Origin of the sequence: Stenotrophomonas maltophilia (assembly GCF_900186865.1) — a bacterium.
Lineage (GTDB): Bacteria > Pseudomonadota > Gammaproteobacteria > Xanthomonadales > Xanthomonadaceae > Stenotrophomonas > Stenotrophomonas maltophilia.
The window spans coordinates 902,585-917,235 of the sequence record NZ_LT906480.1; the positions used below are offsets into that span (position 1 = coordinate 902,585).

The window sequence follows — 14,651 nt, forward strand, 5'->3', positions numbered from 1 at the left end:
CAGCGCAGTGCGCGGCAGCAGGGGCGTGGTAGCAGACGAGTTGGCAGTTGGAAGTAGCGGGAGAAGGCGTGCTGGTGCCGGCAATACCAGCGACTTCCAACTGACAATTTCAAGTTCCCTTCGGATCGTGGGCGCACGATCCGCACAACAAGGTGGAAGACCTCATGACGTCCTATTCGTTCACCGAAAAAAAGCGTATCCGCAAGGATTTCGGCAAGCAGCGCTCGATTCTCGAAGTGCCGTTCCTGCTCGCCATCCAGGTGGATTCCTATCGTGAATTCCTGCAGGAAAACGTCGATCCGGCCAAGCGCACGGACCACGGCCTGCACGCTGCGCTGAAGTCGGTCTTCCCGATCGCCAGCTACAGCGGCAACGCTGCCCTGGAATACGTCGGCTACAAGCTGGGCGAACCGGTCTTCGACGAGCGCGAGTGCCGCCAGCGTGGCATGAGCTACGGCGCCCCGCTGCGCGTGACCGTGCGCCTGGTGATCTACGACCGTGAGTCGTCGACCAAGGCCATCAAGTACGTGAAGGAGCAGGAGGTCTATCTGGGCGAAATCCCGCTGATGACCGAGAACGGCACCTTCATCGTCAACGGCACCGAGCGCGTCATCGTCTCGCAGCTGCACCGCTCGCCGGGCGTGTTCTTCGACCACGACCGTGGCAAGACCCACAGCTCGGGCAAGCTGCTGTACAGCGCCCGCATCATTCCTTACCGCGGCTCCTGGCTGGACTTCGAGTTCGACCCGAAGGACGCGCTGTTCACCCGTATCGACCGTCGCCGCAAGCTGCCGGTGTCGATCCTGCTGCGCGCGCTCGGCTACAGCAACGAAGAGATGCTGGCCGAGTTCTTCGAGATCAACACCTTCCACATCAACCCGGATGAAGGCGTCCAGCTGGAGCTGGTGCCGGAGCGCCTGCGTGGCGAAACCCTGGGCTTCGACCTCGCCGACGGCGACAAGGTCATCGTGGAAGCCGGTAAGCGCATCACCGCGCGCCACATCAAGCAGCTGGAAGCCTCGGGCATCGCCGCCCTGGCCGTCCCGGACGACTACATCGTCGGCCGCATCCTGTCGCACGACGTGGTTGACGCCTCGACCGGCGAACTGCTGGCCCAGGCCAATGACGAGATCACCGACGAGCAGCTGCAGGCCTTCCGCAAGGCCGGTGTGGATGCCGTGGGCACCCTGTGGGTGAACGATCTGGATCGTGGCCCGTACCTGTCCAACACCCTGCGCATCGACCCGACCAAGACCCAGCTGGAAGCCCTGGTCGAGATCTACCGCATGATGCGTCCGGGCGAGCCGCCGACCAAGGACGCTGCGCAGAACCTGTTCCACAACCTGTTCTTCACCTTCGAGCGCTACGACCTGTCCGCGGTCGGCCGCATGAAGTTCAACCGTCGCGTGGGCCGCAAGGAAACCACCGGCGAAGCCGTGCTGTACGACAGCAAGTACTTCGGTGAGCGCAACGACGAAGAGTCCAAGCGCCTGGTCGCCGCCCACGGCGACAGCTCCGACATCCTGGACGTGATCAAGGTCCTGACCGAGATCCGCAACGGTCGCGGCGTGGTCGACGATATCGACCACCTGGGCAACCGTCGCGTGCGTTCGGTCGGCGAAATGGCCGAGAACGTGTTCCGCGTGGGCCTGGTCCGCGTCGAGCGCGCGGTCAAGGAGCGCCTGTCGATGGCCGAGTCCGAAGGCCTGACCCCGCAGGAGCTGATCAACGCCAAGCCGGTTGCCGCTGCCATCAAGGAGTTCTTCGGCTCCTCGCAGCTGTCGCAGTTCATGGACCAGAACAACCCGCTGTCGGAAGTGACCCACAAGCGTCGCGTCTCGGCCCTGGGCCCGGGCGGCCTGACCCGTGAGCGCGCCGGCTTCGAAGTGCGCGACGTGCACCCGACCCATTACGGCCGCGTCTGCACCATCGAAACCCCGGAAGGCCCGAACATCGGCCTGATCAACTCGCTGGCCGTGTACGCCCGCACCAACCAGTACGGTTTCCTCGAGACTCCGTACCGCAAGGTCGTGGACGGCAAGGTCTATGACGAAGTCGAGTTCCTGTCGGCGATCGAAGAAAACGAGTACGTCATTGCGCAGGCCAACGCGCTGACCGACGCCAAGGGCACCCTGACCGAGCAGTTCGTTCCGTGCCGCTTCCAGGGCGAATCGCTGCTGAAGCCGCCGGCGGAAGTCCACTTCATGGACGTCTCGCCGATGCAGACCGTGTCGATCGCGGCCGCGCTGGTTCCGTTCCTGGAGCACGATGACGCGAACCGCGCACTGATGGGCGCCAACATGCAGCGTCAGGCGGTGCCGACCCTGCGTGCGCAGAAGCCGCTGGTCGGTACCGGCATCGAGCGCGCCGTGGCGCGTGACTCCGGTGTGACCGTGAACGCCCGCCGTGGTGGCGAGATCGTGCAGATCGACGCGGCCCGCATCGTGGTCAAGGTCAACGAGGAAGAGATCGTTGGCGCTACCGATGCAGGCGTGGACATCTACAACCTGGTCAAGTACACCCGTTCGAACCAGAACACCTGCATCAACCAGCGTCCGCTGGTCCAGGTGGGTGACGTCATCGCCCGCGGCGACGTGCTGGCCGACGGTCCGTCCACCGACATCGGCGAACTGGCCCTGGGCCAGAACATGCTGATCGCGTTCATGCCGTGGAACGGCTACAACTTCGAAGACTCCATCCTGCTCTCCGAGCGCGTGGTGGAAGAGGATCGTTACACCACGATCCACATCGAAGAGCTGACCTGCGTCGCGCGTGACACCAAGCTGGGGCCGGAGGAAATCTCCGCCGACATCCCGAACGTCTCCGAGCAGGCGCTGAACCGCCTGGACGAGAGCGGCGTGGTGTACATCGGTGCGGAAGTCCGCGCCGGCGACATCATGGTCGGCAAGGTCACCCCGAAGGGCGAAAGCCAGCTGACCCCGGAAGAGAAGCTGCTGCGCGCGATCTTCGGCGAGAAGGCTTCGGACGTTAAGGACAGCTCGCTGCGCGTTCCGCCGGGCATGGACGGCACCGTCATCGACGTGCAGGTCTTCACCCGCGACGGCATCGAGAAGGACAAGCGCGCCCGCCAGATCGAAGAGTCTGAAATCAAGCGCGTCAAGAAGGACTTCGACGACCAGTTCCGCATCCTGGAAGCCGCCATCTACATGCGTCTGCGTTCGCAGATCGTGGGCAAGGTGGTCAACGGTGGCGCTGGCCTGAAGAAGGGTGACGTGATCACCGACGCCTTCCTGGACGGCCTGAAGAAGGCTGACTGGTTCGCCCTGCGCATGAAGGACGAGGACGCTTCGGAAGCCATCGAGCGCGCGCAGAAGCAGATCCAGGCGCACGAGAAGGAATTCGAGCGTCGCTTCGCCGACAAGCGCGGCAAGATCACCGCCGGTGACGACCTCGCCCCGGGCGTGCTGAAGATGGTCAAGGTGTTCCTGGCCGTGAAGCGCCGCATCCAGCCGGGCGACAAGATGGCAGGCCGCCACGGCAACAAGGGTGTGGTCTCCAACGTGGTGCCGGTCGAGGACATGCCGTACATGGCCTCGGGCGAAACCGTGGACATCGTGCTGAACCCGCTGGGCGTGCCGTCGCGTATGAACATCGGCCAGATCCTGGAAGTGCACCTGGGCTGGGCGGCCAAGGGCCTGGGCCGCAAGATCCAGGCGATGATGGAGGCCCAGGCGGCGGTTGCCGACCTGCGCAAGTTCCTGGACGACATCTACAACCACGACGACACCAACGTGGCCAACCGTGTCGACCTGTCGCAGTTCAGCGACGAGGAACTGCTGCGCCTGGCCCGTAACCTCACCGACGGCGTGCCGATGGCCACCCCGGTGTTCGACGGTGCCACCGAAGCGGAAATCAAGCGCATGCTGGAACTGGCCGACCTGCCGAGCAGTGGCCAGACCCAGCTGTACGACGGCCGCACCGGTGAAGCGTTCGATCGCCACACCACCGTGGGTTACATGCACTACCTGAAGCTGAACCACCTGGTCGACGACAAGATGCACGCCCGTTCGACCGGTCCGTACTCGCTCGTCACCCAGCAGCCGCTGGGCGGCAAGGCGCAGTTCGGCGGCCAGCGCTTCGGTGAAATGGAAGTCTGGGCGCTGGAAGCCTACGGCGCGGCCTACACCCTGCAGGAAATGCTGACGGTGAAGTCCGATGACGTGCAGGGCCGCAACCAGATGTACAAGAACATCGTCGACGGTGAGCACGAGATGGTCGCGGGCATGCCGGAATCCTTCAACGTGCTCGTGAAGGAAATCCGCTCGCTGGCCATCAACATGGAACTGGAAGACAACTGATCCATGCCGGCGCGGCGGTCAACGCCGCCGCGCCGCTGGCAGTGAACTGAAAGCCCATCGACACAGCATTCCTCCTTCTGGAGAACACCATGAAAGACCTGCTCAACCTCTTCAACCAGCAGCGCCAGACGCTGGACTTCGACGCGATCAAGATCGCGCTGGCTTCGCCGGACCTGATCCGTTCGTGGTCCTTCGGCGAAGTGAAGAAGCCGGAAACCATCAACTACCGTACCTTCAAGCCGGAACGCGACGGCTTGTTCTGCGCCGCCATCTTCGGCCCGGTGAAGGACTACGAGTGCCTGTGCGGCAAGTACAAGCGCATGAAGCACCGCGGCGTGGTCTGCGAAAAGTGCGGTACCGAAGTGACCCTGGCCAAGGTGCGCCGCGAGCGCATGGGCCACATCGACCTGGCCTCGCCGGTCGCGCACATCTGGTTCCTCAAGTCGCTGCCGTCGCGCATCGGCCTGATGCTGGACATGACCCTGCGCGACATCGAGCGCGTGCTGTACTTCGAAGCCTACGTGGTGACCGAGCCGGGCCTGACCGCCCTGGAGCGCCGCCAGCTGCTGACCGAGGAACAGTACCTGCAGGCCCGCCAGGAGCACGGTGACGACTTCGACGCCGCCATGGGCGCCGAGGCCGTGTACGAACTGCTGCGCACGATCGACCTGCAGTCGGAAATGACCCGCCTGCGCGAGGAAATCGCCGCTACCGGTTCGGAAACCAAGCTCAAGCGCCTCACCAAGCGCATCAAGCTGATCGAAGCCTTCCTGGAATCGGGCAACCGTCCGGAATGGATGGTCATGACCGTGCTGCCGGTGCTGCCGCCGGACCTGCGTCCGCTGGTCCCGCTGGATGGCGGCCGCTTCGCGACCTCCGACCTGAACGACCTGTACCGCCGCGTCATCAACCGCAACAACCGCCTGCGCCGCCTGCTCGAACTGAGCGCGCCGGACATCATCGTGCGCAATGAAAAGCGCATGCTGCAGGAGTCGGTCGATGCGCTGCTGGACAACGGCCGTCGTGGCCGTGCCATCACCGGCACCAACAAGCGCCCGCTGAAGTCGCTGGCCGACATGATCAAGGGCAAGCAGGGTCGCTTCCGCCAGAACCTGCTCGGCAAGCGCGTCGACTACTCGGGCCGTTCGGTCATCGTGGTCGGTCCGTACCTGCGCCTGCACCAGTGCGGCCTGCCGAAGAAGATGGCGCTCGAGCTGTTCAAGCCGTTCGTCTTCGCCAAGCTGCAGCGTCGTGGCCTGGCCACCACCATCAAGGCCGCCAAGAAGCTGGTCGAGCGCGAAGAAGCCGAAGTCTGGGACATCCTGGAAGAGGTCATCCGCGAGCATCCGGTGATGCTGAACCGTGCGCCGACCCTGCACCGTCTGGGCATCCAGGCGTTCGAGCCGGTGCTGATCGAAGGCAAGGCCATCCAGCTGCACCCGCTGGTCTGCACCGCGTTCAACGCCGACTTCGACGGTGACCAGATGGCCGTCCACGTGCCGCTCTCGCTGGAAGCCCAGCTGGAAGCGCGTGCGCTGATGATGTCGACCAACAACATCCTGTCGCCGGCCAACGGCGAGCCGATCATCGTGCCGTCGCAGGACGTCGTGCTGGGTCTGTACTACATGACCCGCTCGCTGGAAAACAAGAAGGGCGAGGGCATGGCCTTCGCCAACATCGCCGAAGTGAAGCGTGCCTACGACAACCGCGTGGTGGAACTGCACGCGCGCGTCAAGGTCCGCATCACCGAGGTGGTGACCGACGAAGACGGCAACAAGCAGAACAAGACCTCGATCGTGGACACCACGATCGGTCGCGCCCTGCTGGCTGAAATCCTGCCGGAAGGCCTGCCGTTCGCGCTGGCCAACACCGAGCTGACCAAGAAGAACATCAGCCGCCTGATCAACTCCAGCTACCGTCAGCTGGGCCTGAAGGACACGGTCGTGTTCGCCGACAAGCTGATGTACACCGGCTTCGCGTACGCGACCCGCGCCGGCGTCTCGATCGGCATCGACGACATGCTGATCCCGGACGAGAAGAAGGGCATCCTCACCGAGGCCGAAGCCGAAGTGCTGGAAATCCAGGAGCAGTACCAGTCGGGCCTCGTCACCGCCGGCGAGCGCTACAACAAGGTGGTCGACATCTGGTCGCGCACCAACGAGCGCATCGCCAAGGCGATGATGGACACCATCGGTACCGAGAAGGTGGTCAATGCCAAGGGTGAGACCATCGACCAGAAGTCGATGAACTCGCTGTACATCATGGCCGACTCCGGTGCGCGTGGTTCGCAGGCGCAGATCCGTCAGCTGGCCGGCATGCGTGGCCTGATGGCCCGCCCGGACGGCTCGATCATCGAGACGCCCATCAAGGCGAACTTCCGCGAAGGCCTGAACGTGCAGGAGTACTTCAACTCCACCCACGGTGCCCGTAAGGGTCTGGCCGATACCGCGCTGAAGACCGCGAACTCGGGTTACCTGACCCGTCGTCTGGTCGACGTGGCACAGGACGTGGTGATCACCGAGGTGGATTGCGGTACCACCGAAGGCCTGATCATGACCCCGATCGTGGAAGGCGGCGACGTGGTCGAGCCGCTGAAGGACCGCGTGCTGGGTCGCGTGGTTGCCGAGGACGTGTTCCTGCCGGGCAACGACGAAGACCCGATCGTCACCCGCAATACCCTGCTGGACGAAGCCTGGGTTGCCAAGCTGGAAGATGCCGGCGTGCAGACCATCAAGGTCCGCTCGACCATCTCCTGCGAATCGGCCTTCGGCGTCTGCTCGCGCTGCTACGGCCGCGACCTGGCCCGTGGGCACCTGGTCAACATCGGTGAAGCGGTCGGCGTCATCGCCGCCCAGTCCATCGGTGAGCCGGGTACCCAGCTGACCATGCGTACGTTCCACATCGGTGGTGCGGCGTCGCGAGCTGCTGCGGTCGACAACATCACCGTCAAGACCACCGGCTCGGTCAAGTTCAGCAACCTCAAGTCGGTCGAGCATGCCAACGGCTCGCTGGTGGCAGTGTCGCGCTCGGGCGAAATCTCGGTGCTCGATGCCCACGGCCGTGAGCGTGAGCGTTACAAGCTGCCGTACGGTGCGACCATCACGTCCAAGGACGGTGATGCGATCAAGGCTGGCCAGACCGTGGCCAACTGGGATCCGCATAACCACCCGATCGTGTCGGAAGTGGCCGGCTTCATCCGCTTCATCGACTTCGTCGACGGCATCACCGTCATCGAGAAGACCGACGAGCTGACCGGCCTGGCGTCGCGCGAAATCACCGATCCGAAGCGTCGTGGTACCCAGGCCAAGGACCTGCGCCCGATCGTGCGCATCGTCGACGCCAAGGGCAACGACCTGTCGATTCCGGGCACCGACCTGCCGGCGCAGTACCTGCTGCCGCCGCGCTCGATCGTCAACCTGCAGGACGGCGCTGCCGTCGGCGTGGGTGACGTGGTCGCCAAGATCCCGCAGGAAGCGTCGAAGACCCGCGACATCACCGGTGGTCTGCCGCGCGTGGCCGATCTGTTCGAAGCGCGCAAGCCGAAGGATCCGGCGGTGCTGGCCGAGCGTTCGGGCATCATCAGCTTCGGCAAGGACACCAAGGGCAAGCAGCGCCTGATCATCAAGGACACCGATGGTTCGGAGCACGAAGAGCTGATCCCGAAGTACCGCCAGGTCATCGTGTTCGAAGGCGAGCATGTCACCAAGGGTGAAACCATCGTGGACGGCGAGCCGAGCCCGCAGGACATCCTGCGCCTGCTGGGTGTCGAACCGCTGGCCGCCTACCTGGTGAAGGAAATCCAGGACGTGTACCGCCTGCAGGGCGTGAAGATCAACGACAAGCACATCGAGGTGATCACCCGCCAGATGCTGCGCAAGGTCGAGATCACCGACCAGGGCAGCAGCAAGTTCCTGAACGGCGAACAGGTGGAGCGCCAGCGCGTTATCGAGGAGAATGCCCGCCTTGCAGCCCGCAATGAGCTGCCGGCGCACTTCGATCCGGTCCTGCTGGGTATCACCAAGGCCTCGCTGGCGACCGAATCGTTCATCTCGGCCGCGTCGTTCCAGGAAACCACCCGCGTGCTGACCGAAGCGGCCGTCCGCGGCACCTCGGACAACCTGCGTGGCCTGAAGGAAAACGTCATCGTGGGTCGCCTGATTCCGGCCGGTACCGGCCTGGCGTACCACAGCAACCGCCGTCGCGGCGCTTCCGGCCTCACCGAGTCGGAAATGCAGACCCTTGCCGGCACCCCGGCCGCGGTCGAGGCACCGGTGGTTGAAGCCGAAGCTGAACAGGCCTCGGAAGACTGAAACACGGGTCCGGCCTCAGGGCCGGACCACCCGGGCGGGTAGAGTCGACTGTCAGTCGACTGCTATCGAGAGTCGACTGACAGTCGACTCTACCGGTGCAGGGCAGGGTGGACCGCTTGCGGTTCACCCCGCCAACCTGAACGGGGTACATGGAGGCCCCCCAGTAACGTTCCGGGATCAGGAACGGGCTTGACAGGAGGCGTTTGACTGCTTTCCTGGCAGGTTGCTACAATCGTCTGTCTCAGCAGGCCAGAATTTTGGCCTGCTTTAACATTTCCGCATCTCTGGCCGGATTTTCCGGCCACCAATCAGAAGAACCTACTGATGGCGACGATCAACCAGCTGGTCCGCAAGCCGCGGCAAGCGACCACCTACAAGAGTGCCTCGCCGGCGCTCGACAAGTGCCCGCAGCGCCGTGGCGTCTGCACCCGTGTCTACACCACCACCCCGAAGAAGCCGAACTCGGCTCTGCGCAAGGTTGCCAAGGTCCGCCTGACCAACCAGGAAGAAGTGATTTCCTACATCGGTGGTGAAGGCCACAACCTGCAGGAGCACTCCGTGGTCCTGATCCGCGGCGGTCGCGTCAAGGACCTGCCGGGTGTGCGTTACCACACCGTTCGTGGCTCGCTCGACGCCGCCGGCGTTGCCAAGCGTCGCCAGGCCCGTTCCAAGTACGGCGCCAAGCGTCCGAAGGCATAAGGAGAGAGCACTATGTCGCGTAAGGGTAATACTCCGCAGCGTTCCGTCCTGCCCGATCCGAAGCACGGAAGCGAAACCATCGCCCGCTTCATCAACATGGTCATGCAGAGCGGCAAGAAGTCCGTCGCCGAAAAGATCGTGTACGGCGCCATGGACGTGATCACCGAGAAGAACAGCAGCGCCAACGCCATTGAACTGGTGCAGAAGGCTCTGGACAACGTCGCTCCGGCGGTCGAAGTCAAGTCGCGCCGCGTCGGTGGTGCCACCTACCAGGTGCCGGTCGAAGTGCGTTCGTCGCGCAAGATGGCCCTGGCCATGCGCTGGCTGATCGACTCCGCGCGCAAGCGTGGCGAGAACACCATGCCGAAGAAGCTGGCTGCTGAACTGATCGACGCCTCGGAAAACCGTGGCGGCGCCATCAAGAAGCGCGAAGAAACCCACCGCATGGCCGAAGCCAACAAGGCATTCGCCCACTACCGCTGGTGAGTTTGACGGCCTTGTAAAACAGGCAGGGCAGCACCACTTCGGTGCGTGCTGCCTCGCGGTCCCAGAAGGGCTGCGCCAATCCGAAGGCCGCCGAAAGGCGGCGTTCGGCCATCCGAAATCCAAGAAATCTGAGAGGCTCCCGTGGCCCGTTCCACTCCCATCGAGCGTTACCGTAACTTCGGCATCATGGCTCACATCGATGCCGGCAAGACCACCACGTCCGAGCGCATCCTGTTCTACACCGGCAAGAGCCACAAGATCGGTGAAGTGCATGACGGCGCCGCCACCATGGACTGGATGGAGCAGGAGCAGGAGCGTGGCATCACGATCCAGTCCGCTGCCACCACCGCGTTCTGGAAGGGCATGGACAAGTCCCTGCCGGAGCACCGCTTCAACATCATCGATACCCCCGGGCACGTCGACTTCACCATCGAAGTGGAGCGCTCGCTGCGCGTGCTCGACGGTGCCGTCTTCGTCCTGTGCGCCGTCGGTGGCGTGCAGCCGCAGTCGGAAACCGTGTGGCGCCAGGCCAACAAGTACCACGTGCCGCGCATCGCGTTCGTCAACAAGATGGACCGTACCGGTGCCAACTTCCAGAAGGTCGTCGGCCAGCTGAAGGCCAAGCTGGGCGCGGTTGCCGTGCCGATGCAGCTGCCGATCGGCGCTGAAGACAACTTCAAGGGCGTTGTCGACCTGCTGAAGATGAAGGCCATCCATTGGGATGAGGCTTCGCAGGGCATGAAGTTCGAATACGGTGAAATCCCGGCCGAACTGCAGGGTCCGGCTGAAGAGGCTCGCCAGTTCATGGTCGAGACCGCTGCCGAAGCCAGCGAAGAGCTGATGGAAAAGTACCTGGGCGGCGAAGAGCTGGCCGAGGCCGAAATCATCAACGCCCTGCGTACCCGTACCCTGGCGACCGAGATCGTGCCGATGTACTGCGGCTCGGCCTTCAAGAACAAGGGCGTGCAGGCCATGCTGGACGGCGTGATCCAGCTGCTGCCGTCGCCGGTCGACGTGCCGGACGTGAAGGGCGTGGACGTTGACGACGACACCGTCGAAATGACCCGCAAGTCCGACGACAAGGCTCCGTTCTCGTCGCTGGCCTTCAAGATCATCACCGACCCGTTCGTCGGCGCGCTGACCTTCTTCCGTGTCTACTCGGGCACCCTGAACGGTGGCGACACCGTGCTGAACTCGGTGAAGGGCAAGAAGGAGCGCATCGGCCGCATCCTGCAGATGCACTCGAACAACCGCGAGGAAATCAAGGAAGTTCTGGCCGGTGACATCGCCGCTGCCGTGGGCCTGAAGGACACCACCACCGGTGACACCCTGTGCGCCGTGGACGCCCCGATCATCCTGGAGCGCATGACGTTCCCGGAGCCGGTGATCTCGATGGCCGTCGAGCCGAAGACCAAGTCGGACCAGGAAAAGATGGGTCTGGCCCTGGGCCGTCTGGCGCAGGAAGATCCGTCGTTCCGCGTCAAGACCGACGAAGAATCCGGCCAGACCATCATCTCGGGCATGGGCGAGCTGCACCTGGACATCATCGTCGACCGCCTGAAGCGCGAGTTCAACGTTGAAGCCAACGTCGGCGCGCCGCAGGTGGCCTACCGCGAAACCATCACCCTGGCCGACGTCAAGTCGGACTACAAGCACGCCAAGCAGTCCGGTGGTAAGGGTCAGTACGGTCACGTCGTGATCGAACTGTCGCCGATCACCGCTGCCGACCGTGCCGATCCGAAGCTGGCTCCGGCCATCAAGGACGACTTCCTGTTCATCAACGACATCACCGGCGGCGTGATCCCGAAGGAATTCATTCCGTCGGTTGAAAAGGGCCTGCGCGAAACCATCACCAGCGGTCCGCTGGCTGGCTTCCCGGTCGTGGACGTCAAGGTGAAGCTGGTGTTCGGTTCGTACCACGACGTCGACTCCTCGGAAATGGCGTTCAAGCTGGCTTCGTCGATGGCCTTCAAGCAGGGCTTCGCCAAGGCCAAGCCGGTGCTGCTGGAGCCGATCATGAAGGTCGAGATCGTGACCCCGGAGGATTACCAGGGTGACGTGATGGGCGACGTCAGCCGTCGTCGCGGCGTGCTGCAGGGTTCCGACACCACCGGTGACGGTTCGGCCAGCATCATCAACGCGATGATCCCGCTGGGTGAAATGTTCGGCTACGCCACTGCGCTGCGTTCGCAGACCCAGGGCCGCGCCACCTTCACCATGGAATTCGATCACTACGAGCCGGCTCCGACCAACATCGCCGAAGCCGTCATGAAGAAGGGCTGAGCCTCGCTCAGCCTCTCTTGAAACCACTTACGAACAATCAAGGTATAGAACAATGGCAAAGGGTAAGTTCGAGCGCACCAAGCCGCACGTCAACGTCGGCACCATCGGTCACGTCGATCACGGCAAGACCACGCTGACCGCCGCACTGACCAAGATCGGTGCCGAGCGCTTCGGTGGCGAGTTCAAGGATTACTCCTCGATCGACGCCGCTCCGGAAGAAAAGGCGCGTGGCATCACGATCTCGACCGCGCACGTCGAATACGAATCCCCGGTCCGTCACTACGCCCACGTCGATTGCCCGGGCCATGCTGACTACGTCAAGAACATGATCACCGGTGCCGCCCAGATGGACGGCGCGATCCTGGTGTGCTCGGCCGCTGACGGCCCGATGCCGCAGACCCGCGAGCACATCCTGCTGTCGCGTCAGGTCGGCGTGCCGTACATCGTCGTGTTCCTGAACAAGGCCGACATGGTGGACGATGCCGAGCTGCTCGAGCTGGTCGAGATGGAAGTGCGCGAGCTGCTGAGCAAGTACGACTTCCCGGGCGACGACACCCCGATCATCGCTGGTTCGGCCCGTCTGGCGCTGGAAGGCGACCAGAGCGACATCGGCGTGCCGGCCATCCTGAAGCTGGTCGACGCCCTGGACAGCTGGATTCCGGAGCCGGAGCGCGCGATCGACAAGCCGTTCCTGATGCCGGTGGAAGACGTGTTCTCGATCTCGGGCCGCGGCACCGTGGTGACCGGTCGTATCGAGCGCGGCGTGATCAAGGTTGGCGACGAAATCGAAATCGTCGGCATCCGTCCGGTGCAGAAGACCACCGTGACCGGCGTTGAAATGTTCCGCAAGCTGCTGGACCAGGGTCAGGCAGGCGACAACGCTGGCCTGCTGCTGCGCGGCACCAAGCGTGACGACGTCGAGCGTGGCCAGGTCCTGGCCAAGCCGGGTTCGATCAAGCCGCACACCAAGTTCGAAGGCGAAGTCTACGTCCTGTCGAAGGACGAGGGCGGCCGTCACACCCCGTTCTTCAACGGCTACCGTCCGCAGTTCTACTTCCGCACCACCGACATCACCGGCGCAGCTGCTCTGCCGGAAGGCGTCGAAATGGTGATGCCGGGTGACAACGTCAAGATGGTCGTCACCCTGATCAACCCGGTGGCAATGGACGAAGGCCTGCGCTTCGCCATCCGCGAAGGCGGCCGTACCGTCGGCGCCGGCGTGGTCTCGAAGATCATCGAGTAATCTGGTAGTATCTGCGCCCCGATGTTGCCTGGGTAGGGCATCGGGGCGTATCAAATGGGAAAGCAGGCACAGGATGTGCCTTGTGTTCCCCGGACCAGGAAGGGTCAATGCCATTCAGGCGGCGTCAACAGGCGACTGTTGACAGCTGCCTTGCGTGCCATTATGCTTCTACGTCTGGGCAGGCCGGGAAACTGGTCTGCCTACGTTTTTGAGGTCTATGGATTGACCTTGGCGGCCTGCAGGAGTGCGGGCCGTCCGTATTCAGGAATTTCATGGGGCAAAGCAACCCAGAGGCTTTGTCTGTCGCTCTTTTAACGAAGGAACCTACCGCCATGGCGGACCAAAAGATCCGGATCCGGCTGAAAGCGTTCGATCATCGTCTGATCGACCGTTCGGCCAGCGAGATCGTTGAAACGGCAAAGCGGACCGGCGCGCAAGTGCGTGGCCCGATCCCGCTGCCGACCAAGATCGAGCGTTACACCGTTCTCGTTTCCCCGCACGTCGACAAGGACGCGCGTGACCAGTACGAGACCCGCACGCACAAGCGCGTGCTCGATATCGTTGACCCGAATGACAAGACCGTGGACGCGCTGATGAAGCTCGAACTGGCTGCCGGCGTCGACGTTCAGATCAAGCTGACCTGAGGACTACGACCATGACGAAGAAGTATTCGTTGGGCTTCGTGGGCCGCAAGGCTGGCATGAGCCGCGTGTTCACTGAAGATGGCCGCTCCATCCCGGTGACCCTGATCGAAGCAACCCCGAACCGCATCGCGCAGATCAAGACCGTCGAAACCGACGGCTACAGCGCCGTGCAGGTGACCGTCGGCGCGCGTCGCGCTGCCCTGGTCAACAAGCCGGAAGCCGGCCACTTCGCCAAGGCGAAGGTGGAAGCGGGTCGTGGCCTGTGGGAATTCCGCGTTGAAGACGCGCAGCTCGGCGATTTCGCCGTTGGCGGCGAAGTCAAGGCGGACATCTTCGAAGTCGGCCAGATCGTCGACGTCCAGGGTGTCACCAAGGGTAAGGGCTTCCAGGGCACCATCAAGCGCCACAACTTCCGTATGGGCGATGCAACCCACGGTAACTCGCTGTCGCATCGCGCGCCGGGTTCGCTGGGTCAGCGCCAGACCCCGGGTCGCGTTTTCCCGGGCAAGAAGATGTCGGGCCACATGGGCGCGGTGCAGCAGAGCACCCAGAACCTGGAAGTGGTCAAGGTCGACGTCGAGCGCGGTCTGATCGCCGTTCGCGGCGCCGTTCCGGGCGCGGCGGGTGGCGACGTGATCGTCCGTCCGGCGAGCAAGGCATAAGGAGA

The 14,651-nt window shown here is 63.5% G+C and carries 8 protein-coding genes; all 8 read left to right on the plus strand.

The genetic code is table 11. The annotated features are described in order from the left end of the window. The first annotated feature begins 164 nt into the window (after window positions 1-164). The 8 genes from rpoB (at window position 165) to rplC (ending at window position 14,646) form a co-directional block, all read left to right on the plus strand. Window positions 165-4,319 carry a DNA-directed RNA polymerase subunit beta gene (gene rpoB / locus CKW06_RS04195; protein WP_005408205.1) on the plus strand — a complete coding sequence of 1,385 codons (4,155 nt, stop codon included), beginning with the start codon at window positions 165-167 and terminating at the stop codon, window positions 4,317-4,319. 89 nt (window positions 4,320-4,408) lie between these two features. Further along, window positions 4,409-8,629 carry a DNA-directed RNA polymerase subunit beta' gene (gene rpoC / locus CKW06_RS04200; protein WP_005412340.1) on the plus strand — a complete coding sequence of 1,407 codons (4,221 nt, stop codon included), beginning with the start codon at window positions 4,409-4,411 and terminating at the stop codon, window positions 8,627-8,629. A 324-nt stretch (window positions 8,630-8,953) separates the two neighbouring features. Further along, on the plus strand, window positions 8,954-9,328 hold the full coding sequence (gene rpsL, locus CKW06_RS04205) for a 30S ribosomal protein S12 (protein WP_004145320.1): 375 nt from the start codon (window positions 8,954-8,956) through the stop codon (window positions 9,326-9,328). 12 nt (window positions 9,329-9,340) lie between these two features. Next, window positions 9,341-9,814, plus strand: coding sequence for a 30S ribosomal protein S7 (rpsG, locus tag CKW06_RS04210; RefSeq protein ID WP_004145321.1), 474 nt, complete (start codon window positions 9,341-9,343; stop codon window positions 9,812-9,814). Between the two features lie 141 nt (window positions 9,815-9,955). Next, window positions 9,956-12,097 (plus strand): elongation factor G, encoded by a 2,142-nt coding sequence (gene fusA / locus CKW06_RS04215; RefSeq protein ID WP_005408207.1) that lies wholly within the window; start codon window positions 9,956-9,958, stop codon window positions 12,095-12,097. 52 nt (window positions 12,098-12,149) lie between these two features. Next, a complete protein-coding gene (gene tuf, locus CKW06_RS04220) occupies window positions 12,150-13,340 on the plus strand; it encodes an elongation factor Tu (protein WP_004154360.1) in 1,191 nt (396 codons plus the stop codon). A gap of 332 nt (window positions 13,341-13,672) precedes the next feature. Next, complete coding sequence (rpsJ, locus tag CKW06_RS04225) at window positions 13,673-13,984, plus strand: 30S ribosomal protein S10 (protein WP_005408208.1); 312 nt, start codon at window positions 13,673-13,675, stop codon at window positions 13,982-13,984. A gap of 11 nt (window positions 13,985-13,995) precedes the next feature. Continuing rightward, complete coding sequence (rplC, locus tag CKW06_RS04230; RefSeq protein ID WP_004145336.1) at window positions 13,996-14,646, plus strand: 50S ribosomal protein L3; 651 nt, start codon at window positions 13,996-13,998, stop codon at window positions 14,644-14,646. The last annotated feature ends 5 nt before the right edge of the window (window positions 14,647-14,651 follow it).